Here is a 23,629-nt window from a genome sequence, read left to right as displayed (position 1 = left end):
AATAGCGGGTAGTCAGAAACAGAATTGTTCATGTATACAACAGCCTTTCAATATTCAATTGAAAGTGATTGAACAACAATTCTGTTTGAAAACAGTGAACGATCTGTTTGCTTTAGCGCATAGTAATGCACCAATCAATAACTAAAGAAATTGAAATTGTTTTCGGTGAACAATGCAAAAGATAAATGACTAACCGGGAGGATGGAAAATAGAAAGTACAATTTTGGTTGGAAAACCAATACAGATAACGGCTATAAATTGCTGTAGTAAACCGGAATTGTTTTGAGCAATTGTAAAAAAACTATTGTAGTTTAATAAGAAAATTTCATCTCTGTTTTCGGCTTTGCGTTCGGGATTTTTTTGTTCGCTTTTTTCAGCTTTGGTTAATTGCTTCATCATTTGGCATTTGCCGTTACAATGCAGCATGGGTTTGTTTTTATTTTCACAATGAATGGCAAAACGGTTGGTATTTATAAAGTAATCGGCCACAATCAACAATTTGCTGAAAGTTTGCAGTAGAAAAGGAGCGAGAAATAATATAGCAATAGTTTGCTTCAAACAAACAATAATTTGCTGCAAAGTTATTTCAAATTTATTTACAAAACATGATTGTGGTCACAAAGTATTCGCTCTTAATATATGTTGTTTTAACCTGCCCACCCTTCTCTGTCTAAGCTACGATATTGAATAGCTTCGGCTAAGTGTTGCGCTTCAATATGGTTACTGCCTTCCAAGTCGGCAATGGTTCTGGCTACTTTTAAAATTCTATCATAAGCCCGGGCAGAAAGATTTAATTTTTCCATTGCTTTTTTTAGTAATGCTTCACCTGTTGCATTAATTGTACAAAATTCACGTAAGGTTTTGCTACTAATTTGTGCATTGGCATAAATACCGGGTAATGTTTTGTAACGTTCTGCCTGTATGGCTCTGGCTTTGATAACCCGTTCACGTATGGTTGCCGAATTTTCAGAAGTTTGTTGTCGGGTGCTTAACTCACTAAAAGCAACCGGTGTTACTTCAACATGTAAATCAATCCTGTCTAATAAAGGCCCTGAAACTTTATTCAGGTATTTTTGAACAGCACCGGCAGGGCAGGTACATTCTTTTTCGGGGTGATTGTAAAAACCGCAAGGGCAGGGGTTCATAGAAGCAATCAGCATAAAATTAGCAGGGAAGTCAACCGCTAATCTTGCTCGTGAAATGGTAACACGCCTTTCTTCCATAGGCTGACGCATTACTTCTAAAACAGTACGTTTAAATTCGGGCAATTCATCCAGAAATAGCACACCGTTATGTGCCAATGAAATTTCGCCGGGTTGGGGATTACCGCCACCACCCACCAAAGCAGCATCACTAACTGTGTGGTGTGGAGAGCGAAAGGGGCGTTTAGCAATAAGTGAAGCATTTTCAGGTAATTTACCTGCTACGCTATGAATTTTTGTAGTTTCTAATGCTTCCTGTAATGTAAGTGGTGGCAGTATGGTAGGTAACCGTTTAGCCAACATGGTTTTACCGGCACCGGGTGGGCCAATGAGTATGGCATTATGCCCGCCTGCAGCTGCAATTTCGAGTGCCCGTTTTATATTTTCTTGTCCTTTCACATCATTAAAATCAACCTCAAATTCATTTTGGGTTGAAAAAAATTCATCTCGTGTATTTACTACTAACGGTTCTGCCTTGCTGTTTCCTGAAAAAAAGTCAACTACTTCAGAAATATGTTGCACGCCATATACATCCAGATTATTGACCATGGCCGCCTCTCTTGCATTGGCTTTGGGAACGATTAATCCTTTAAAACCATCTTTACGGGCTTGTATGGCAATGGGTAATGCGCCTTTAATGGGTTGTATGGTGCCATCTAAACTTAATTCACCCATCATCACATAATCTTTTAATGTATCTGTATCCGGTAACTGATTACCGGCACCTAAAATGCCTATTGCAATGGGCAAATCGAATGCTGCACCTGTTTTTTTAATATCGGCGGGAGCCATATTGACCACCAAACGGGTGCGCGGCATTTTGTAGTTACTGGTTTTTATGGCACTTTCAATACGTTGTAAACTTTCTTTCACAGCATTATCGGGCAGGCCAACTATAAAATATTTGATATCGCCGCCACTAATATTTACTTCAATGGTAATTGAAATGGCATCTACACCATAAACGGCACTTCCATAGGTTTTTACAAGCATAGTTAACAGGGTATTTGCATTTGCATAGCATTATATTTATGAGACACTGCAAATGTTTGCTTTGTGTTATACGTTAATTTTTCAAAAACTAATATATAACAAAAATTGTGAAGCACTATAATTTATTCAATAAATCTACCACCCCTTCTTTACGCATAATTAAGTAACCCAAGCGGTCGTTACTAATGCCATCTTGTAATTGATAGCTGAAAATAAGCTGATCGTTTTCTATGCTGGTTTGAAAATATTTGAACTGAATATTTGAGTGGGTTTTAAGTTCATGACCAATTTCATATAAATGTGTTGATAAAATAAATAATGCATTATTCATTTTTCTGAGGCCTTCAATTACGCTAATGCTGCATTTTACGGCATCTTGTTGGTTGGTACCTTTAAACAATTCATCTATCAACACCAGCCATTTTCTTCCATCACTTATTTTTTCAATGGTTTTTTTGATGCGATGCACCTCATTAAAAAAATAGCTTTCGCCTTTTGTAATGTTATCGGTTAAGTTAATATTGCTGATTAAACCATCAAACAAACTCAATTCCATTTTTGAAGCAGGCACTGCCATGCCAATATGGGCAAGATATATACAAACACCTACGGCTTTAATAAAAGTGCTTTTGCCACCCATGTTGGCACCGGTTAAAAATAAAAAATTTTGATTGCGTTCTAAAGCAATGGTATATGGCACCGGTGTGTTTAATTGTAAATGGTATAAGGCTTCTGCCCTAATAAAAGGCTCATTGCATTCTTTAAAATCGGGAAAATGAAAGCTAAATTTTTTTGTGGCGATGGCTAAGCTTAAATAAGCATCTAATTTATTATATATTTCAATCAGTTCTTCAATACCGCTTTTGAAATGGTGTTGGATGAAATGCCCATATGTTAGCACTTCAACTTTTGTTAATGGCTTTTCTTTTTTAAACTGTAACATTTTTTGCGCCCATGGTTTGCTTAATTGAATCTGAATGGTTTGCATCCAGGTTGATAGCAATTTGCTATTGCCATTGCCTAGTAAAATGGTAATTTGTTGCAAGCCCTGCAAAAAACTAATGGTGTGTTCAACAGAATATTTGATTAATGAATAATCCCCCTTTTTTAGTGTGGCATAAAGCCATGCAGAAAATGGATCGGGCACGGGTTTAAAACTATCAACCGGTGTTTCAAAATACTTTTCCAGTACCATAATGGTACCATTGGTAATGGTAACCGGCCAGTCCGTTTCAATTTGTAACAATTGCTGTATGGTATTTTGTACATCTTGAATGGCGGCAATGTTGTTGAGTGGTTTCTGTAAAATTTTTTTTAAATATTGCCTTCCGCCGTCTGTGTGTGTAAAGTTGAGTTGTTGCCAGATAGCAATTGTTTCATTATTACCTAAAATAGATAAATCGTGTAAAGTGATATCGTCTACCTGCATACAATCTGTAAGTTATGAATAATCAATTGCTTTTGCTTCAATCTTTACCGGTTTTGTATTACTGTCTGTTAAATTGAAGCCTTTTACCTTTTACAGATGCATCTAGTACACCATTAGCATAAGCCAAATGGCCATTTACAAAAGTTTTTTCTATGTGCATCGGGAAATTGCTTCCTTCAAATGGACTCCAATTGCATTTGTATAAAATATTTTCTTTTGTAACGGTAGTGGGTTGCTGTGGATTAACCACTACCACATCGGCAAAATAACCCTCCCGAAGATAGCCTCGGTCTTTTATTTGAAAACAGTCTGCTACTGCATGGCTCATTTTTTCCACTACTTTTTCTATACTTATTTTTCCATCATGTACATATTGTAACATCAATAACAAACTGTGTTGTACCAGTGGTAATCCTGCATGTGCATGTAAATAATCAGCATTGTTACAAACCAATTTGCCGCTTAACTCATCTCTGGTGTAACCTTTTTCTTCTAAAGTGTGCGGTGCATGGTCGGTAGCAATTACATCTAACCGGTCATCCAACAAGGCTTCCCATAAAGCTTGTTGATTGTGTGGTGCTTTAATGGCCGGATTGCATTTAATTAAATTGCCTAAAAGGCTATAATCATTTGCTGTAAAATGTAAATGATGCACACATACTTCTGCAGTAATTTTTTTTTCTTTCAATGGAATTAAATTGGTAAATAACTGTAATTCTTTTGCAGTAGAAATATGTAATATATGTAACCTGCTGCCATGTTTTTGTGCATATTGTATGGCTTTCAGGGACGATTCAAAACAAACTTCATCATTACGGATAATGGGGTGGTCGGCAGCAGTAAGGGTTTTTTGTTGTTGTAAATCATGCAGGTTTTTTTGAATCATTTTTTCTTCTTCGCAATGGGTAGCAATCAAGACTTCACTGCCACTAAAAATTTTTTCTAACGCCAACGGATTATCTACCAATAAATTACCGGTTGAAGAGCCCATAAATATTTTAATACCGCAGATGTCATTTTTCCTTTTATTGGTTTTCATTACTTCTTCATAATTGTTATTAGAGGTACCCATGAAGAAGGAATAATTTGCCAAAGCATGTTGTTGGGCCAATTGGTATTTTTCTTCTAATAATTCCTGTGTTAATGCCGGGGGAATGGTGTTGGGCATTTCCATAAAACTGGTAACGCCACCGGCAACTGCAGCCATTGATTCTGTGTTGATGCCAGCTTTGTATGTTAATCCCGGTTCTCTGAAATGCACCTGGTCGTCAATACATCCGGGTAATACATATCTGCCTTCTGCATTCATTTCTTTTACGGCGCCTTTCGTGTCTATTTGGGGCGCTATTTTTTCTATACGGCCATCCTTTAGTAATAAATCGGCATAATATTTTCTGCCTTCATTAATAATATAGCCGTTTTTAATAAGGTATGTGTGCATGTTCCATTACTTTTGTTCAAATTAATTCAGCAAGATTATGAAATGTTTGCGTTATGTAACCCTGCTCCTGTTGCTTATTTCCTTTGATTCTGTGTTTGCACAGTCTGATTATGTGGAATTAGGCAGCCGCCAGTATGATTTATTAACCCGTTTAGAGTTAAAGTTACGCACTGATTCTGTATTAAATTTTTCTGCCGTAAAACCTTTTGAACGTAAAACAATTACCGACAGGTTGTATTATATTCAGGCATTGGCTGCTGCCGGAAAAATTCATTTGTCAAAGGTAGATAAATATAATTTGAATATTGTTTTAAAAGACAATTTCGATTGGAGACCGGGAATGGGCGATACCACTATTCCGCTCAAAAATCTATTCACATCTTCTATACGAAAAAATCCGGCCTATATTGGTGTAAAGCGTGACGATTTTTCCGCCTATATTTCTCCGTTATTAGATTTGGAATTAGGACATGATAATAATCTGAATCATCCTTTATTCATGAATCGGCGTGGTTTTTATTTACGGGGAACACTTTCAAAAGGTATTGGCTATTATTCTTATTTTACCACCAATCAGGAGCGTGATCCTTTTTATGTGCAACAATATGCGCAAAAATACCAGGCCGTTCCGGGTGCGGGGTATTATAAAAATTACCAAACCGATGGTTTTGATTATTTTGATGCAAGAGGTGGTATTATGTTTAAGGCCGGAAAAAAAATCGATTTCCAGTTTGCCTATGATAAGGTATTTATAGGCAATGGTATTCGCAGTCTTATTTTAAGCGATGGCAGTAATGATATGCTGTTCTTAAAAATTAATACACGCTTTTGGAAATTTCAGTACTATAATTTGTTTGCACAGTTGGTATCCAGCTACCAACGTGGTCCGGATTATTTAAGGCCACAGAAATATATGACGATGCATTATTTAGATTTTCAGGCCACCAAATGGTTGAATATTGGTTTGTTTGAAGATGTGATGTTTGGCCGTTCTTCCGGTTTTGATTTGAATTATTTGAATCCCATAATTTTTTATCGCTCGGTTGAGCAGCAGTTGGGCAGCCCCGATAAAGTAACGCTGGGTGGAAATATTAAAGCCAATGTTTTTAAAAACACACAGTTGTATAGCCAGATTATTATCAATGAATTTGTAATGAAAGAAGTATTGCATTACAAAAATGGATACTACGCTAACAAACAGGCATTGCAATTAGGCTTTAAATCAATTGATGTATTTGGGGTAAAGAATTTAGATGTGCAGGGCGAAGTAAATTTAATCAGACCATTTGTATACTCGCATTATGATTCGGTAGGTTCATTTACCCATTACAATCAACCCCTGGCACATCCATTGGGTGCTAATTTGCGGGAATTTTTGGGTGTTATTAAATACCAGCCCGTTAATCGTTTACAATTAACGGCAAAAGCCATGTACATAGAGCAGGGGTTAGATTCTGCCGGATATAATTTTGGTGCCAATCCGTTCGAGTTTTATACTTCTAACCGCATCAGCGATTATGGTTTTCATATCGGCAGTGGGTTATTGGCCAAAACAGCCATGGTTTCAACTACTGTTACGTATGAATTAATTCCTAATTTATTTTTTGATGTAACAGGAACCATTCGAAAGTACAAAGTGGTAAATCAGCCTGATTTTACTTCCAATATTATTATGCTGGGTATGCGGTGGAATATGGGTAGAAGAACGTTTGATTTTTAAAGTGCAATTTTTAATCTTCGAAGTGAATAGAAAAAATAATCATGCGTGATTGCAATTGCTGAAAAACACTGGCATACTTTAAATTAGGATCAGGTATCAGCAAATTGGTGAGTCCGTAACTGAATTTAATTTCGGGCGATATGGTTACAAACGGCAGGAAGAAGTTAAAACCAAGCCCGCCTTCCAACCCAAAATCATTTTTTCGCAGTTTAATAATATTGGGCACATTGCGCAGAGCCGAGTTGCTCGATAAATCGGTATCGAATTTTACGCCAAATAGCAAGTAGGTTCTAAAATTATCAATTCTGTCGGAGTTGAATTTAAAATGAACAGGCATACTTACAATGGTAGTAGGCAGGGTTTGTTTTTGTTCTTTCGATTCGCCGGGTGCAGTGCTGCCCAAAGTGTAGGTAAAGTAACGGGAGCCACCCAGCATGAGCGTTGGGTTAAATCGAATTTGAAAATGATCATTCAATCGTCCGGTAGCCAATAAGCCCAGCGATATACCTCCGGTTGAGCCTTGTTCAGCTGTTAATACACTATCATTAGCCAGGAAGTGGTTAGACTTTAACTGGTGTAAATATGATGAATTATAACCCAGCGTTAATCCAAAATAATAGGGCATATCATCGTGGTAAGGGCGATAAATTTCTCTTTGCGCCGAAGCCTGCAATACACAAAAAACGGGCAGAAAATATACAATTATTTTGAACCGCAATAAATAGTGCATATACCTAAACTAAGTGGTTTTAAATACGTTTGGGTAAATCCTGCTTCATGCATAATTGTTAAAAATAATTTACCTTCCGGGAAGGCTTGAACACTATTGTTCAGGTATTGATAGGCTTTTTTGTTTTTAGAAAATAATTGTGCAAATCCGGGTGCTAAAGTACTAAGGTAAAAATTATAAATGATTTGAAAGGGTTTAAAACGCGGTTTTGAAAATTCTAATATTACCAATTTGCCACCGGGCTTTAAAACCCGATGCATTTCCTGCAGGCCTTTTAATAAGTTTTCAAAATTGCGTACCCCAAATGAAACGGTAATGGCATCAAAACTATTGTCTTCAAATTCAATATTTTCACTATCCCCTTTCTGCAATATAATTTTTTGTGAGAGGCCCAATTTTTCAATTTTTTGTTTGCCTAAATCTAACATCCGCTCACTAATATCTATACCAATAATTTTTTCAGGATGCAGACCTGCATAGGTCATTAAAGCTACATCGGCAGTACCGGTAGCCACATCTAATATTATTTTGGGTTGAATGGTTTTTAACTGTTGAATGGCTTTTTTGCGCCATATTATATCGATACCACCACTTAAAAACCGGTTGAAAAAATCATATTTCGCAGCAATACTATTAAACATTTCAGCTACCTGCTCTTTTTTATGCAGATCGCTATTTTCATCAGGAACAATTGTATCGTGTGCAAATTGCGTTGGCATAGTGTGCGAAGATATTCATTTATTCATCCACTCGTTTTTAAAATGCTGGTTTCATTTTAATAAATAGCATGATTTTTTGTTTGATGCATGACTATTAATGGTTAAATTTCATGCGCATTACCGGTTACCCGATAAAATATTCCCAAAAACAGTACAATATGATCCCCAAATGCACGGCAGTTTGTACTTTCACAAATAAAAATAACCCATGCAGACACCAGAGGCTATTCAGGAAATGAATACACAGATTGAATTACATGCACGTTTTATTGACCGCATTAAAGCCGAACTCTCTAAAATAATCGTAGGGCAGCAATATATGATAGATCGCCTGTTGATTGGTTTACTCAGCAATGGCCATGTGCTGTTAGAAGGTGTTCCCGGATTGGCCAAAACCCTCACCATTAAATCGCTGGCTCAGGCGGTGAATGGCCGTTTTAGCCGCATACAATTTACCCCTGATTTATTGCCGGCCGATGTAATTGGAACCATGATTTATAACCAGTCTAAAAATGAATTTCTGGTACGAAAAGGCCCGGTGTTTGCCAACTTTATATTGGCCGATGAAATTAACCGTGCCCCTGCAAAAGTGCAAAGCGCTTTATTAGAAGCTATGCAGGAAAAACAAGTAACCATTGGCGAAACTACTTATCCGCTACCCGAACCATTTTTGGTATTGGCTACGCAAAACCCATTAGAGCAGGAGGGAACTTATACGTTGCCCGAGGCACAGGTAGATCGGTTTATGCTGAAAGTAGTAGTGGGTTATCCTGATAAACAGGAAGAACAACTTATTATACGCCAACAGGTACAAGGTTTAGAAATACAACAGGTACAGCCGGTTGTTGATATCAGCGAAATTATGGTTGCGAGAAATTTGGTGCGGCAGGTTTATATGGATGAAAAAATTGAAAATTATATATTGGATTTGGTTTTTGCCACCCGTTATCCCGACCAATATGGATTGGCTAAACTAAAGCAAATGATTGGTTATGGCGGATCGCCACGTGCCAGTATTAACTTAGCCCTTGCAGCAAAAGCCGTTGCCTTTTTACACAAACGCAGTTACGTTATACCCGATGATGTAAAAGCTATAGCAAAAGATGTTTTGCGCCATCGTATCGGTTTAACTTACGAAGCAGAGGCAGAAAACAGTACCACTGAATCAATAATAGATGCATTACTGGCTACCATTCAGGTACCTTAAATGATTGCAATTGTTGAAACTTATTTCCGGCACCTGAACACATAGAATATGGAAGCTTCCGAATTATTAAAAAAAGTACGTGAATTAGAAATTAAAAGCAAAAGGCTTACCAACCATTTGTTTACCGGCGAGTATCACTCTGCTTTTAAAGGGCGTGGAATGGTTTTTAAAGAAGTAAAAGAATACCATGCCGGAGATGATATTCGGTTTATTGACTGGAATGTAAGCGCCCGTATGAACGATACTTTTACAAAAGTATTTGAAGAAGAAAGAGAATTGGAAGTGTTTATTCTGGTAGATGCCAGCGCCAGTAACCTGATGGGTACCCGGCAACAAACCAAGAAGGAGCTAATTACAGAAATAGCCGCCGTACTGGCTTTTAGTGCATTGAACAATAATGATAAAGCCGGATTGTTGTTTTTTACCGATCGGGTAGAAAAGTATATACCTTCTAAAAAAGGACGTCAACATGCTTTGTATATGGTACGCGAACTGGTATCGTTACAACCCGGCCATCAACAAACCAATATTGTAAAAGCCTTACAATATTTAAATAATATAACACGGCATAAAAGCATTGTTTTTTTATTAAGTGATTTTGCCGATGAAGGTTATGAAGAAGCACTGCGGATAGCTGCTAAAAAGCACGATGTAATTGGCATTCAGGTGTATGATCTGTTAGATGTACAAATGCCCAATATGGGCCTGGTGGTGGTAGAAGATCCGGAAACTGGTGAACAATTATGGTTGGATACTTCCAATAAAAAAATACGTCAACAATATGCAGCCCAATTTGCCAAAATCCAGCAGGACGCTAAAAAAGTATTTAGAACAGCAGGTGCTGATTTGATGCAAATTGCTACCGGGCAGGATTATGTTAAAACCTTACAACAATTTTTTATTCAACGGGCATGAGGATACATCAATTCATACATCAATGCCATGCCGTTAGCAATGGTTTACGTAGATATTTTCTTAAAAAATATTGTTTATTTTTTTTGTTTATTCTGCCGGTATTTGCAATTGCGCAACAAGCCGGTGTTCAGCTCAATCCTGATAAAATATTAATCGGTAATCAGGCAAAACTTACTTTGCAGGTAGAAAATGTACAACAAAATAGCAGTGGTATTCAGCAATGGTTTCAGTTACCCGATACTTTTGCGCATATACAGGTAGTAAACCGTTCAGCTATTGATACCTTTACCGTTAATGGCAATACTATTCTTACCCAACATATTATCCTCACTTCTTTTGATTCGGGTAGCTGGAAAATACCGGTATTAACTGTGGTGTTTCAGAACAAACAAACTTTCGCCATTAAAAATACGCCTGTACTTACTGTATTACCTGCCGATGTTTCGGGCATGAAAGATTATAACGGGTTTACCGATATTATTGAAGTGCCGCAACCTGCTAAACCTTTTCCCTGGTGGATCTTAGTTTCAGCTGTATTGTCAATACTGTTGATTGTACTGTTAATTAAACGGATAAGGTTGGCGAAACGACGCAATCCCCTTCCCGTTATACCACCACAAAGTAATGATCAAGTATTGGATGCTATCAAAAAGTTGCGGGAAAAATATCCTTATTCTATTGGTGAACATCAGGCATTTTTTACTGAATTAATTGCTTTATGTCGTGTTTTTTCAGATGCTCAATTGCGGCAGGATACCCATAGTTTTACAACCGATGAATACATGGTAGCCGTAAAAAATAAAATAGGGGCAGAACCGGTGCAAACAGATTATTTTCAATTGCTGCGTTTGTCAGATGCCGTGAAGTTTGCCCGCTATATTCCCACAGAACAAGAAGTTGAAAATGCCTTTGTAATTGCAACAGATATGGTAAAAACAATGTATAAATATTCATTTCAACCCAAATAGTAATGCTCTCTGCCTGGCTACATCATACTGAATTTGCTTATCCCTGGGTGTTACCTTTTTTACTGGTAGTGCCTTATTTGGTGTATTGGTATATAAAAACTTATCGTCAACAAATTCCTGCGGTTCGTATTACAACTACGCATTTTTTAAGGGGTACTGCCGGAATGAAATCTAAACTAAAGCATTTGCCCTTTGTGTTGCGCATGCTGGCGCTTTGTGCTGTTGTAATTGCATTGGCCCGCCCTCGTGAGCAGTTTACCCGGCAGCAGATTGATGGAAAAGGTATTGATATTATACTTTGTATTGACATTAGTGGCAGCATGACGGAGCAGGACTTTGTGCCCAACCGGTTAGAAGCTGCTAAAAAGGTAGCCACATCTTTTGTAGATAGCAGGCCCGGCGATGAAATTGGCGTGGTAATTTTCAGCAGTCAGAGTTTTACGTTATGTCCGTTAACGGTAGATCATGCCACTGTGTTGAATCAAATTAATAATATTCAGAATGGATATTTGCAGGAAGAGGGTACTGCCATTGGCTCAGGCTTAGCCACCAGTGTAGACCGTTTACGAAACAGTACCAATAAAAGTAAAGTGATTATTTTATTAACAGATGGGGTTGATTTTGGCGGGCAAATACCACCCGATGTGGCATTGAATATGGCCAAATTATATGGTATTAAAGTGTACACTATTGGCGTGGGAAGTAATGCCAATAGAATAGATGATAACCATCATCCACTGAGCAACGACAACTCAATTCCGTTAGACTTTAATGAAGGTTTATTAAAACAACTGGCTGCCGAAACGGGCGGACAGTATTACCATGCTACCAATAATGCTGCACTGCAAAATATATACAAGAGTATTGACGGTTTAGAAAAGAGTAATATTACCGTTACTACCTACAAACGTTATACCGAGCAGTTTCAGTGGTTTGTATTAGCTACGTTGGTGCTGATTGTGTTAGAGGTTTTGCTGCGTTTAACATTGTTGAGAAAGTTTCCGTAGCATATTCATTTATTGAAAGGCAAAACGAACGGCTAAAGTAAATTGTCTTGGCCGAACATTCATTCCTGATTGCAGGGTATAATAGGGGTTAATGGTAGTAGTTACTATATAATTGTTGTTGATTAAATTGCGAACGCCCCATTCAATATCTGTTTTATTTTTAATTGTTTTTTTAAGAGTAAATCTGCAAAAAATGTGTTTTGATGATTAACAGAGCCATTGTTATAATAGTGTTCCAGTTGTGTAATGATGTTTACACCGGCAGGTAAAGTATTATTGTATTTAAAAATTTGACTATAGAGGAATGTAGTAGTCGTGGTAATGTTGTTAATGGAGAGTATTAGCCATTGCGGGTTAATTTGATAATCAACAGTTCCCCATTTTGTAAAAAGTTATTCAATCATAGCTAAGCATGCAGGGCCGCAATCCATTTGATTGAGTTGGTGAATAAAGGGAAAAATTGATTGCTTCACTTAAAATAATTATTCAATTCTGCAATTAGCTTACCACCTGAAGAGGGTCGTTCTGCCTTTAAATTTAGAATTTCTCCATTTTCGTTGACGATGATATAGCGAGGAATTTCAAATGAATTTTTACCGTATATCTTCTCTTGTAGATTATCTATTAAATTTTTGTTTGCAATTAAATGAGCACCATCTAAGGAATATTTTTTGGCTGTTTTTACCCAGTTATTATAATTTGAATAATTGTCAATGGAAATAAATAGTTTATTTATTTTCAATTTAAATAATGTTGAATCTATAAATTGGTAGCTATTGAATTCTTGTATGCAAGGTGCGCACCAGGTAGCCCAAATGTCAATATATAATCGTTTCCCCTTGTTTAGTGCTATTAAATCATTAATTGAGTTAATTTTTTTAGAGGTGTCTATGAATTCTATATTTGGATTGCTATCAATACCGGCTTGTGTGTTGTTAAAACTGTATTTGTTTTGAAGGATTTTTAAATAATAATTATTAGGTGCCAGATGATTAAAGATAGCTAAGTCGCTTTTAGTAACACTTTCGGGGAATAAAATAATTGCTGCAATCATATAATTCCCAATTAAATTGGTTTTAATATTATCAGTAGCATATAGCGTAGGAACAAAAGTGTTACTAAAAAATATAAGTATTATTGTTTATTTTAAATGTAGAGTCTTTAATATCATTATCTGTTTCTAATTTATTTACAATCATGTATTTTAAACATAAATAGCTTGAAACGTAAAATGTTCCAAGCACACATTTTGATACTGCTATATTAAATGGTTTTTGCAATTCTTCTGCCATTTGTAAAATATTTGCTTTGCTTATATCTGCACTAATAAAGTGAATTTCTTTAATTCTTTTTCTTATAAATGGCTTTAGGAATTCGTCCATTAATATTGCTTTGAATTGAATGCCAATGGCGTTTCTAAAGCTTTCCGTTATTTTGTTTTCGTGGTATAGCGAATCATAAGGATGGGTGTAAGTGTTGATGATGATAATTAAGTTTTTCTTTAAATCAGGAAGATTCAAATTTTTTTGTTCAAATAAATTAAATATAGGGGTGAATTTAGAAATAGGGTAGGGATAATTGAATTGATGATTGAATAACAAAATTCCTTTTGCATTGCTGCCTGTTAAATGTATCCAATTGGTATTTACAGGGGGTGTATCACCCAAAACAGTTGCATTAAAATACAAGGAGTCATTAGGCTGGGCATAGATAAAAAAAGGGACACCATCAAATGTTATTTTAAAAAAAGTAGAAGTTTTTACGGTAATAGGTATAACTAATTCTTTGTTTGAGGATACATTGATACTTTTAGTAGCAAGGCAATGATTGTAAAATGTACCTTCATAAGGTTCAAAAACATTTAACTGCACATCATGGTCTGATGTTATAATACTTTTTAATAGAAATTTGTAAGCTTCCCCAAAAGTTGTCCATTTGAAGTTAGAGTTAACAAAAAAGCTAGTTAACTTTAAATTTTGAACCAAATGAAAAAAGGAAGATTTACTGAAGCGCAGATAGTATCTGCTATTAGAAAACAGGAATCAGGGATTGCTGTTAAAGACATTGCCCGGGAAATGGGTATAAGTGAAGCGACATTTTACAACTGGAAAGCGAAGTATGGCGGCATGGAGGTAAGTGAGGTTGTAAAGATGAAGCAGATGGAAGCAGAGCTCAGTGATTACAAAAAGATTGTAGCAGAACTGAGTCTTGAGAATCGAGCTATGAAAAACCTGATTGCAAAAAAGTTTTAACGCCTGAAGCGAAACGGGAAGCTGTTCATCATTTGCTAGAAGAAGAACAGTTAAGTAACGGTAAGGCGTGTGAGCTGATAGGTATATCCCGCAGCACCTACCAGTATCAATCAAAGCCCAAGGACGATGGAGCAATTCAGGATGCACTGATGGCACTTACTACAAAGCATGTTGCCATTGGGTTTTGGCAATGTTGTTATCGTCTTTGGAATAAAGGACACAAGTGGAATCATAAAAGAATCTACAGGGTTTATACCGATATGAAGTTGAATATCCGTCGCATGGCTAAAAAGCGGCTACCTGAAAGGATAAAACAACCATTAACGCTTCCGTCAGCACCTAATCAGGTATGGTGCATCGACTTTATGAGTGACACACTAGTAGATGGAAGAAGATTCCGACTGTTTAATGTTATGGATGATTTTAATCGGGAATCATTGGCTATTGAAGTGGATACTTAGTTACCATCACTAAGAGTAATCCGTGTGCTGGAAAAACTGAATGTACAAAGAGGTAAACCTGCCAATATCCGATGTGATAACGGACCTGAATTTATTAGCCATAAGCTGCAAGAATGGTGTAGTGATCAACGCAGACAAATAACAATTCAATTTATTGAACCGGGGAAACCCACACAAATTGCATACATCGAAAGAAAAAATGGAAGCATGAGGAGAAGAGAAGTATTAAATCCATACCTGTTTTATCGCTTATTGGAAGTAAGAGAGCAAATAGAGCAATGGAGGATTGATTACAATACAGACAGACCACACAAATCTCTAGGATACTCATCTCCCATAAAATTTGCTGAAGAAAATTACAAAAGATAAAGTGTAGATATATCCCTTTATCCAAAAAAGGCGAACGCAAATCATTCATTAATTGAAGAGAGCCGTTTAGTGGATAAAGTGATTGAAAAACAAAAGATCAGTACCTTAGAAATCTCTAATTAACAATGGCATTAAAAAAAGGGGAGCTTACACAATTACAACAGACTAAAATAACAAAGTGAAATTACTTATCTTTTATCTTTTGTTTTTATTTTGGAGAATAATGAATTTTTAATTGTGGAAAGAAAATTTTTTTTGTCAATTTGTGTTACTAAATTACCTAATAAAAAAGGTTTTAATGTTACTCTGAATGATAAATTATTTTTTGATTGTTCATTTTGTAATTTAAAGAATATTATTTTTTTATTTTGAAAGGAAATAATTGTGTCTATTTCTGTCTGGATAGTTCCATAAATATTTGAAGGGTATTTTTCAAAATTAATATTAATTGGTTGGTGTTGGTATATGTGTGAAGTATATTCTGAATCTATCTGCAAAGCAAATACTTCTTCAGAGTTATATGGCTTTTTAGTTTGTATTAGTTGAAATGGTATAGTTATTTTTTGCGGTATAGTTATATTATCAAGTAAATAAAATCCTGCTATTAAAATTATTCCAATAAAAGTATTTCCCCACATTATTAATAAGTGAGGAGATTTTTGAAATACTTCCTGCACTTCATTACTTCTTAATTCAAACTTATTTGATATCATGGTTTTATTTTTTAATTGCCTAGCTCTAATTGATTTTTTACCAATTCAAAATATTTACCTTTGATTCTTACAAGTTTTTCATGATTCCCAACTTCCACAATTTTACCCTTTTCTAAAACTATTATTTGATCAGCATTTTTTACTGTACTTAAGCGATGTGCAATAATTAAAACAGTCTTCCCTTTAAAAAAATCATTTAGGTTATCCATTATTTGTCTTTCGTTATTGGCATCCAAATTACTCGTAGCTTCATCAAAAAAAAGATAATTAGGATTTTTATATACAGAACGAGCAATTAATATTCTTTGTTTTTGCCCACCACTTAAAATTACTCCTGAACTTCCAATTTTGGTTGTATAACCTAGTGGAAGTTCATTAATAAACTCTTGCAAATTGGTTATTCTAATAGCATTTTCCATTGCGTTATAATCTAATTCTTTTCCATCTAATGCAATGTTTTTTGTTATTGTATCATAAAAAATAAAGCCTTCTTGCATTACTATTCCACATTGTTTTCGCCAAAATTTTGGTGATAATGATTGTAAGTTATCATTACCAATTAATATGTTACCCTTGACTGGTTGATAAAAATTTAATAATAATTTTAATAATGTTGTTTTTCCACTACCACTTGTGCCAACTATTGCTGTAATTTTACCTTTGGGAATAGTTAAATTAATATCTTTTAAAACAAATGGAGAGTTAGGTCCCTCATATTGAAAGGATAGATCTTGAAGTTTAATATCTTGATGTAATATATTAGTTATTTGTTGTTGGAATTTATTTGTTTTGTTATTTTCTTCATCGGTTTTATTATGAATTTCTTGCAATCTGTCCATGCTTAAATGTGCATCTTGTGCTGATTTTATGAAACTTACTAATTGTTCTAATGGACTATTAGTTTGTCCAATTATGTAGGAAATACTTAACAATACACCAATTGTCATATTTCCTTTTATAGCTTCGGTTGCTGCAATATATGAAATAATAATATTTTTCAAATGAGAAAAAAAAATAAATCCCGATTGCTGGTATTGCTCTAAAGCAAGACTCTTAATATTCAATTTAAAATATTTTACTTGTAATTGCTCCCACTCCCATCGCTTGGAAGTTTCACTACCATACAATTTTATTTCCTGCATACCAGTTATCATTTCAAATAACTTGTCTTGATTCTCTTTATTTCTAGCAAATCGTTTATAGTCTAATTGTTTACGTTTTTTTTGGAATAAAAAAATCCAAGTTATAGCTAATATACTAAAAACTATAAATACAAAGAGTATTTTAATGTTGTAAAATGATAATACAAGTGAAAAAATGACAATGTTAATTATTGAAAACAATGTGCTAAGTGTCGAGTTTGTCAAAAAATTTTCAATACGATGATGGTCACTAATGCGTTGAGAAATGTCCCCTATTGCTTTTGTATCAAAATATTTAATTGGTAGTTTTAATAGTTTAATTAAAAAATCGGAAATGATATTGAGGGTTACTCTTGCATTGATGTGTAACAAAAGCCAACTTCGTATAATTTCAATAATAGTATTACCTGTAAATAAAAATAGTTGTGATAATAAAATTAAATATAGAATTGATAAGTTTTTATCTGTAACACCAATGTCAATTAAAACTTGTGTAAGAAATGGAAATGTTAGTGAAATCAGGCTGGTGATGAACATTCCAATTAATAGTTGAACAATATATTTTTTGTAAGGTTTAAGGTAGCGAAATAAAAAAGTATAACCTTTATTCTTTTCCTTTACTTCATTTTTTTTTAAAAATTCAGGTGTTGGTTCTAATAATAATGATGTTCCCTTTTCATCAACCGTACTAATCCATGATTTAAAGAAAGTATCTTTGTCTATAGATATTAACCCATATGCAGGATCAGCAATCCTAAAATTCAATTTGCTTGAATTAAATAATTTTCTTTTTATCTGGTAGAGTACTACAAAATGATCTTGATTCCAATGTAAAATACAAGGTAATGGACTATTTTCTGTTAAATTTTTTAAAGTTAAATTAACCATAAGTGTACGAAAGCCTAATTTCTCTGCTGCATCATTTATGCTAAGTAAACTTACACCTTCACGACTTAAAAAGCATTCTTGCCTTAAATATTCTAAAGAATATGCTTTACCATAAAATTGTGTAATCATTTTTAGACATGCGGGGCCGCAATCCATTTTGTCATACTGAGGTTGAAATGGGAAATGAAAATAATTTCTAACTTTCAAGGTTATTTAGTTTTTCATTAAAAGCTAACAAGGATGATAATGTTAAAATAGATTGGGAGTTGTTCTGAATGAGTATTTTGAATTTATTTTCGTAATTTTCTTTATTTTTATCTATGGTATATAAGAGTAAATATTTTATTGATAATGGAATAAAATCAAGGTTAATTTTAAATCCCTTTTCGTATTTAGTTTCTTTAGTATAGCTTTTCCAATTATTACAAAGCAAAGATAATGTATATGTAAAATTATTATATCCTGAAGATTTTCTTTTAATCTCTGACATATTTATTTTTTCCAATAATATTTCAAAAAATACATCAAAATTAAATGAATGTTTATTGATACAATTAATTAGTAATATTATTATTGAATCCACGTAGTAACTTACAATTTCATACCAATAAGCATAATTTTCATTAATAAATTTATTGAATGAAATTTTAATTAAATTATTTTTTTCCCCATTAGTTAAATATAATATCATTTGACTAGAAATATCAATAACATCATAGATTCTTTCTAGCTTTATTAAAATTTTTATTTTATTAAAATTTTGCTCAAGAATTGCTAATAATGCATCTTTTAGATTAAAATTATTATCAATTAATTCATATCCTTTATTAATTGCTATATCAATATAATAGAATGCCATTTCATAATTCTTGAATTTATACTCTTTGTAAGCAATGACTGGATAATATACAAGGTCCATACCGATTTTACTAATACTATTTAAATTATTTATGTCATTTGAAATTTTATTTAAAAAGTGATTAGCCGTTTCAAAATTATTTTCTCTATAATTTTCTAAAGTTTTTTGGTAATAATTAAACAAGTAAATCATTAATATCCTTTCTTTACTTGTAGAGTATTTATCGTTAAATTCCAAAACGCTAAAGAATATATGTTTTCTTTCAAATGCTCTAATTTTAGACACATTTGTTAATATATCTGTTTCTTTAATATTCATATTAATCTTATTTTTAATAAATTATAAACTAGAAATAATTTCCTGACACTTTTCATGTTTTAATATATATTCTAAAACAACTCTATCTTTAATATTTGTTTTGAAAGAGGGACATGCGACTTCATTGTTATACCAAATTTTAGGACACCCTCCACCACATACAGGAAATAAATTGCATGTCGGACAAAATGAGATACCTTTTTCTATATCAGTATTCCAATTTCTAGTTATTGCATTATTGTTAAAAGATTCTTCAGGAAACATTATATTGCCTATTTTATAGTTATCATTTTCATATTTTGGAGTATATGGAAATTCGTAGCAAGGATAAATATTTCCATCAGCGTCAAAAACCTCTGATTCTTTATCTACAACTTGGCAAACTATTGGATTTAAGGATGGAAGAACTGTTTTATATTTAAATCCTTTTTTTATTGCATGAAGTATCCAATCTATTTCTAAGTTTCCGAAATCTTTTGGAGAGTAACTATTCTTGGCTGCATTATTGCCGCCCCAATTTACTACAGGGCTAAATTCAAAAGCTACACCTTTTTCATGAAATCCATATTGAGCAAGTAAATCAATTAACCTAGTAACATTGTCACCATTAGTCTTATCAATATTAATACGGATTAGAATTCCGCAATCACTATCATCATACTCCTTGCTATTAATCACTGCTTTGATATTATCAAAAATAATATCAAATGTTTTTTCACCCTGTTTTGTAATACGTCGCTTATCATGTGTCTCAGCTAAGCCATCTAACGTAATTTGAAAAAGTTTAATTTGACAATCCTTAACCAATTTTTTGAAAATTGGGAGTTTTAGGCTAAGTCCATTTGTAATTATACTTGCAAAATATGTTTTGTTATTTCTTTCAGCATAATCTATTAAATCTTTACTTATCTCCATAATTTTTGCAAAACCCATTAGAGGCTCACCGCCATACCATTCCACAGTAAGTCCTGTGATGTGCTTAGCAGATACTTTTTTAATAATTCTTTCAACAACTTTATTTTTTATTAAATCGTTCATAGTTTTCTTTGAGTGTACTTGACCGCAATAGTTACATCCTAACTGACAATTTCCTGTTGGTTGTATGGTAAAAGCTACTAATCTCTTGTCTTTAATAGCCAATCTGTTTCTCTGTAATACTTCTTTAAATTCGTCTTCATTATTATCTACTATTGCCTCATTTAAAATTAATGGCATAATATCATCATTAGAGATGTTTGTAAAATCATTATTTAACAAATGTGAATAGACTTTGTCAGAAATTTTTAATAAAGAGCCAGTTCTAGTTGTATAAATTAATCTATTGTTTTTTTCATCGATTATATCTGAAAAAATAACATAATGTGATAGTTTAAAATTCATTTTTAAAAATTTAATGATTAATAAAATTGTGGGGTTAAAAAATTAACCCCACAAGTGGGCAAGCTAAAATTTGCCACATGACGTAAACATTGGACAAGAAAAACCACCTTTATTGCATCCTGATGGTGCAGCTACTCCGCCCTTTACTTTGTTAGCATCGTCCTTACTCAAAAATGAAACACCTTTCTCATTTTTTGGTATTCCAGCTTGATGTTCATTTAATTTTTTGAGAGCACTTTCCAAATTTGAATTCTTCATTTTAAAAAATTTAGTTTTAAAAAATTACCAAAGTTTAATGTTATTAGGTATTTGTTGAACATGATATGAATTTTAATGCTTCATACTCGCATTTTCCGGAAAATTTTAATTTATTCTTTTGGTTTCTTCTGAATTGTTTATTTGTCTATAATTTTTCTTTATTTTCTGGTTACCAAATTTGTATAATATAGAAATATTTATTTGTTGATTATCATAGTAGTTATTGTTCTGTTGTTTTATATTGTTAAAAAGACTATAATAAATTGGTTTGTTTGATTTTAAAATATCATTTCCACTTATTGTAACCTGTAGTTTCTTTTTATGGACTAAAAATTTAATAGCGGCATCAATGTTATAATAGCCAGATGATTTATCTAGTCCATCTATATATGGAAATTGGTACCAAAAATTTAATTCCCCTAGTATTGTTCTAACTTTATTGAATACGATTTGATTATCTGATGAGACATACCCCCCCCAACCTTTAATTATCGGCTTAGTTTCGGGTAGGCTGGACTTTGAAACGGAATAAAATATTTGAAACTGATTATTAGTTTCAAGCCAATTTATTTTATTAATAAACACTGATGAACTTAATTGATAGGTATAAGTTTTTAAAAAATTAAGATACTTTGTAATTTGTAGATTTGTATTATTTTGTACAATTGTTATTTGGTCAAATCTGTTATTTTCATTGCTCACAGAAAGAGCTGTTGTTAAAAAATTATTATAAGTATGTGATATTTCAAAATTATTATTAAATGATGGTTGCAAAAAAGGATTTCCCTCTGAATATGAGTAACTATTAGTATACCATTTGAATGGATTTAATTTATAGTAGCTGGGTCTGTTTATTCTTTTGCCATAACTTAAAGAAAATGAATTCATATCATTTAAATTGTATGTTATATAGGCTGTTGGAAAAAATTTAAAATATGAATTTTTTGTAGTCTGATTATTGTTTTGTGAAATTCCTGTTGTGCCTGTATTTTCAGACCGTAAACCCACTTGAAAGTCAAATTTCTTTATTGTTTTACTAAAATTAGCAAAAATTGCCTGTGTATTTTCATTATATATAAAATTATTTGAATTAGAATTGTCAAATGCATATCTATTATTGATCCGTTGATAAAATGAAACATCACTTTTGTTATTAATAAAAGATAATTTTCCACCAACTGAAATTTTATATGCTTTAAATGGAAGATCTGCAACAATATTTAAAGTATATAAATTTATATTTTGTTTGCTGCCCGACAAATATTGAGTTAATGTATTTGGCATTAGTTCCCCATTTGCATTATAATTTTCATTGGTAAATTTTCTTTCATTGTTATCCTGATAAAAGTACCAATCTCCATCAATCGTTATTTTTTTTCCAACACTATCTATTTTATTTTCAAAATGAATATTTACTGATTGATAGTTAATATTTCTAGTTGAATTGGCATTTGTATTTATTGATGAATCAATGGTATTGAATAAATTATATATTGGTGTACTTATTGCTTCTTTCATGTTAGGGGAAAGAGCGCCAAATGAATAATTAAATCCTGCTGCAGTTTTAGCATTGGGTTGATAATCATAACCGATTGTGCCTGTAATATATCTGTTGTAGTCTCTTCGATTATTGGTTTTCTTCCATGTTTGGGTTGGATAAAAAATTATGTTTTTCTCTATTGGTGCGGTTGATCCGTTACCTGCATTGAATAAAGTGTACAGTTTATTTTTTTCCTTATTATAATTTAAATTCACTCCACCTAACAGCGTATTATAAGTAGATTGTGCATCACCTAATTGTACAGAGCAGTTATATCCGAGTTGTGTATTTTTTTTTGTTATAATATTGATTAAGCCACTATTTCCTTCTGCATCATATTTTGCTGGAGGATTTGTAATAACTTCTATTGTAGAAATATCATTTGCTGAAGTGGATTTTAAATAGTTTATTAAATCGTCTCCTGTCAGTTGAGATAGTCGTCCATTAAACATAATCGCTAACTTACTTTTGCCAACTAATGAAATTGTATTGTTAATAACACGAACTCCCGGCGCTTTACTTATTGCTTCTAAAGCATTTGAGCCAATTGCAGTTAAACTATTTTCTACATTAAATATTATTCTGTCAACTTTTCTTTGTATAAGCGGCTTTTTTCCTGATACCGCTATTTCTTTAAGCTCTTTTGATTTAAGAAATAGCATAACATTTATTATAGTGTCGTTTAACATATTAAAAGCTGTTTCTTTATTTTCATAATTTATATGTGAAACCGATAATTTATAATGTCCAATTTTAAGTCTTGTGAAACGATAAACACCATTACTGTCTGTTATTGTGTTTTCAAGATTAATAGTATCTTTTAATAATGAAACAGTAACAAATTCTATCGGTGTATTATTAGCAGTTACAATTTTTCCTTTCAGGCTTTGTCCAAATACATTGTTTAAATTGAATAATACAAATACAATTATAAAACATATTATAATAAAAATATATTGATATTTGGAAGGATTATGGTTTAATTTTTTGAAGCAGAACCAAATTATATTTATAAAACACTCCATCTGTAATTTTTTATTATAATTATCGCAGTTTTAATAGTATTTAATATTATTCTCCCAAATTATTTCTTCATTTTGTATAGTCTTTTTATTATT

General features: G+C 33.1%; 20 protein-coding genes and 1 pseudogene. 6 read left to right on the top strand and 15 right to left on the bottom strand.

Features of this window, described 5'->3' with window-relative positions:
- Positions 1-189: 189 nt before the first annotated feature.
- From AC3QLY_RS02460 to AC3QLY_RS02445, 4 genes are all read right to left on the bottom strand, one after another.
- Positions 190-558 carry a hypothetical protein gene (locus tag AC3QLY_RS02460; RefSeq protein ID WP_141676786.1) on the bottom strand — a complete coding sequence of 123 codons (369 nt, stop codon included), beginning with the start codon at positions 556-558 and terminating at the stop codon, positions 190-192.
- A gap of 89 nt (positions 559-647) precedes the next feature.
- Positions 648-2,195 carry a YifB family Mg chelatase-like AAA ATPase gene (locus AC3QLY_RS02455; RefSeq protein ID WP_074418281.1) on the bottom strand — a complete coding sequence of 516 codons (1,548 nt, stop codon included), beginning with the start codon at positions 2,193-2,195 and terminating at the stop codon, positions 648-650.
- A 115-nt stretch (positions 2,196-2,310) separates the two neighbouring features.
- Positions 2,311-3,624 (bottom strand): MutS-related protein, encoded by a 1,314-nt coding sequence (locus AC3QLY_RS02450; protein WP_074420818.1) that lies wholly within the window; start codon positions 3,622-3,624, stop codon positions 2,311-2,313.
- A gap of 58 nt (positions 3,625-3,682) precedes the next feature.
- The gene (locus tag AC3QLY_RS02445) at positions 3,683-5,065 is read right to left on the bottom strand and encodes a dihydroorotase (RefSeq protein WP_074420817.1); all 1,383 of its coding nucleotides are present in this window, start codon (positions 5,063-5,065) and stop codon (positions 3,683-3,685) included.
- Positions 5,066-5,102: 37 nt separating this feature from the next.
- Here AC3QLY_RS02445 and AC3QLY_RS02440 point away from each other — a divergent pair, with 37 nt between their 5' ends.
- Entirely contained in the window at positions 5,103-6,785 is a 1,683-nt protein-coding gene (locus AC3QLY_RS02440; protein ID WP_492990478.1) for a hypothetical protein, read from the top strand.
- A 10-nt stretch (positions 6,786-6,795) separates the two neighbouring features.
- Here AC3QLY_RS02440 and porT read toward each other — a convergent pair whose 3' ends face one another.
- Together porT and ubiE are read right to left on the bottom strand one after the other, a co-directional pair.
- On the bottom strand, positions 6,796-7,515 hold the full coding sequence (gene porT / locus AC3QLY_RS02435; RefSeq protein WP_081299018.1) for a type IX secretion/gliding motility protein PorT/SprT: 720 nt from the start codon (positions 7,513-7,515) through the stop codon (positions 6,796-6,798).
- On the bottom strand, positions 7,488-8,234 hold the full coding sequence (gene ubiE, locus AC3QLY_RS02430; protein ID WP_074418285.1) for a bifunctional demethylmenaquinone methyltransferase/2-methoxy-6-polyprenyl-1,4-benzoquinol methylase UbiE: 747 nt from the start codon (positions 8,232-8,234) through the stop codon (positions 7,488-7,490). Before ubiE ends, porT begins: the two co-directional genes overlap by 28 nt.
- Positions 8,235-8,442: 208 nt before the next feature.
- Here ubiE and AC3QLY_RS02425 point away from each other — a divergent pair, with 208 nt between their 5' ends.
- From AC3QLY_RS02425 to AC3QLY_RS02410, 4 genes are all read left to right on the top strand, one after another.
- A complete protein-coding gene (locus AC3QLY_RS02425; RefSeq protein ID WP_074418286.1) occupies positions 8,443-9,441 on the top strand; it encodes an AAA family ATPase in 999 nt (332 codons plus the stop codon).
- Positions 9,442-9,489: 48 nt separating this feature from the next.
- Positions 9,490-10,356 carry a DUF58 domain-containing protein gene (locus tag AC3QLY_RS02420; RefSeq protein WP_074420813.1) on the top strand — a complete coding sequence of 289 codons (867 nt, stop codon included), beginning with the start codon at positions 9,490-9,492 and terminating at the stop codon, positions 10,354-10,356.
- 83 nt (positions 10,357-10,439) lie between these two features.
- Entirely contained in the window at positions 10,440-11,324 is an 885-nt protein-coding gene (locus AC3QLY_RS02415) for a hypothetical protein (protein ID WP_143439233.1), read from the top strand.
- Between the two features lie 2 nt (positions 11,325-11,326).
- Positions 11,327-12,331, top strand: a complete 1,005-nt coding sequence (locus AC3QLY_RS02410; protein WP_075051526.1) for a vWA domain-containing protein — start codon at positions 11,327-11,329, stop codon at positions 12,329-12,331.
- 392 nt (positions 12,332-12,723) lie between these two features.
- Here the strand turns inward: AC3QLY_RS02410 and AC3QLY_RS02405 are convergent, their stop codons facing one another.
- The 3 genes from AC3QLY_RS02405 to AC3QLY_RS02395 form a co-directional block, all read right to left on the bottom strand.
- Positions 12,724-12,804: a cysteine peptidase family C39 domain-containing protein gene (locus AC3QLY_RS02405; protein WP_143439234.1), complete on the bottom strand. Its 81-nt coding sequence runs from the start codon at positions 12,802-12,804 to the stop codon at positions 12,724-12,726.
- Positions 12,801-13,385, bottom strand: coding sequence for a redoxin family protein (locus AC3QLY_RS02400; RefSeq protein ID WP_075051525.1), 585 nt, complete (start codon positions 13,383-13,385; stop codon positions 12,801-12,803). The genes AC3QLY_RS02405 and AC3QLY_RS02400 overlap by 4 nt, the downstream gene beginning before the upstream one ends.
- 64 nt (positions 13,386-13,449) lie before the next feature.
- On the bottom strand, positions 13,450-14,202 hold the full coding sequence (locus AC3QLY_RS02395) for a hypothetical protein (RefSeq protein WP_143439232.1): 753 nt from the start codon (positions 14,200-14,202) through the stop codon (positions 13,450-13,452).
- Positions 14,203-14,316: 114 nt separating this feature from the next.
- Here AC3QLY_RS02395 and AC3QLY_RS02390 point away from each other — a divergent pair.
- A pseudogene (locus AC3QLY_RS02390) lies at positions 14,317-15,413 on the top strand (IS3 family transposase).
- A 188-nt stretch (positions 15,414-15,601) separates the two neighbouring features.
- Here the strand turns inward: AC3QLY_RS02390 and AC3QLY_RS02385 are convergent.
- The 6 genes from AC3QLY_RS02385 to AC3QLY_RS02360 all read right to left on the bottom strand — a co-directional run bounded on the left by AC3QLY_RS02385 (position 15,602) and on the right by AC3QLY_RS02360 (position 23,536).
- A complete protein-coding gene (locus AC3QLY_RS02385) occupies positions 15,602-16,126 on the bottom strand; it encodes a hypothetical protein (RefSeq protein ID WP_143439231.1) in 525 nt (174 codons plus the stop codon).
- 11 nt (positions 16,127-16,137) lie between these two features.
- Positions 16,138-18,363 carry a peptidase domain-containing ABC transporter gene (locus tag AC3QLY_RS02380; RefSeq protein ID WP_228733265.1) on the bottom strand — a complete coding sequence of 742 codons (2,226 nt, stop codon included), beginning with the start codon at positions 18,361-18,363 and terminating at the stop codon, positions 16,138-16,140.
- Positions 18,353-19,333, bottom strand: a complete 981-nt coding sequence (locus AC3QLY_RS02375; protein WP_074417464.1) for a hypothetical protein — start codon at positions 19,331-19,333, stop codon at positions 18,353-18,355. Before AC3QLY_RS02375 ends, AC3QLY_RS02380 begins: the two co-directional genes overlap by 11 nt.
- Positions 19,334-19,354: 21 nt before the next feature.
- Positions 19,355-20,713, bottom strand: a complete 1,359-nt coding sequence (locus tag AC3QLY_RS02370) for a radical SAM/SPASM domain-containing protein (protein ID WP_074417463.1) — start codon at positions 20,711-20,713, stop codon at positions 19,355-19,357.
- A 63-nt stretch (positions 20,714-20,776) separates the two neighbouring features.
- A complete protein-coding gene (locus AC3QLY_RS02365; protein WP_074417462.1) occupies positions 20,777-20,971 on the bottom strand; it encodes a hypothetical protein in 195 nt (64 codons plus the stop codon).
- A gap of 105 nt (positions 20,972-21,076) precedes the next feature.
- Positions 21,077-23,536, bottom strand: a complete 2,460-nt coding sequence (locus AC3QLY_RS02360; RefSeq protein WP_074417461.1) for an outer membrane beta-barrel family protein — start codon at positions 23,534-23,536, stop codon at positions 21,077-21,079.
- Positions 23,537-23,629 lie beyond the last annotated feature (93 nt).

The sequence above is a fragment of the Hydrotalea sp. GW822-HT8A01 genome, assembly GCF_058798575.1.
The sequence above is the reverse complement of the archived record's forward strand: the minus strand, read 5'-3'. Positions and strand labels throughout refer to the sequence as shown.

Bases quoted from the DNA above. Each gene is read 5' to 3' on its own strand.
- AC3QLY_RS02375 (WP_074417464.1), bottom strand. From the start codon at position 19,333: ATGAATATTAAAGAAACAGATATATTAACAAATGTGTCTAAAATTAGA.
- ubiE (WP_074418285.1), bottom strand. From the start codon at position 8,234: ATGCCAACGCAATTTGCACACGATACAATTGTTCCTGATGAAAATAGC.
- AC3QLY_RS02385 (WP_143439231.1), bottom strand. From the start codon at position 16,126: ATGATATCAAATAAGTTTGAATTAAGAAGTAATGAAGTGCAGGAAGTA.
- AC3QLY_RS02365 (WP_074417462.1), bottom strand. From the start codon at position 20,971: ATGAAGAATTCAAATTTGGAAAGTGCTCTCAAAAAATTAAATGAACAT.
- AC3QLY_RS02440 (WP_492990478.1), top strand. From the start codon at position 5,103: ATGAAATGTTTGCGTTATGTAACCCTGCTCCTGTTGCTTATTTCCTTT.
- AC3QLY_RS02420 (WP_074420813.1), top strand. From the start codon at position 9,490: ATGGAAGCTTCCGAATTATTAAAAAAAGTACGTGAATTAGAAATTAAA.
- AC3QLY_RS02370 (WP_074417463.1), bottom strand. From the start codon at position 20,713: ATGAATTTTAAACTATCACATTATGTTATTTTTTCAGATATAATCGAT.
- AC3QLY_RS02400 (WP_075051525.1), bottom strand. From the start codon at position 13,385: ATGATTGCAGCAATTATTTTATTCCCCGAAAGTGTTACTAAAAGCGAC.
- porT (WP_081299018.1), bottom strand. From the start codon at position 7,515: ATGCACTATTTATTGCGGTTCAAAATAATTGTATATTTTCTGCCCGTT.
- AC3QLY_RS02455 (WP_074418281.1), bottom strand. From the start codon at position 2,195: ATGCTTGTAAAAACCTATGGAAGTGCCGTTTATGGTGTAGATGCCATT.
- AC3QLY_RS02425 (WP_074418286.1), top strand. From the start codon at position 8,443: ATGCAGACACCAGAGGCTATTCAGGAAATGAATACACAGATTGAATTA.
- AC3QLY_RS02360 (WP_074417461.1), bottom strand. From the start codon at position 23,536: ATGGAGTGTTTTATAAATATAATTTGGTTCTGCTTCAAAAAATTAAAC.
- AC3QLY_RS02450 (WP_074420818.1), bottom strand. From the start codon at position 3,624: ATGCAGGTAGACGATATCACTTTACACGATTTATCTATTTTAGGTAAT.
- AC3QLY_RS02445 (WP_074420817.1), bottom strand. From the start codon at position 5,065: ATGCACACATACCTTATTAAAAACGGCTATATTATTAATGAAGGCAGA.
- AC3QLY_RS02410 (WP_075051526.1), top strand. From the start codon at position 11,327: ATGCTCTCTGCCTGGCTACATCATACTGAATTTGCTTATCCCTGGGTG.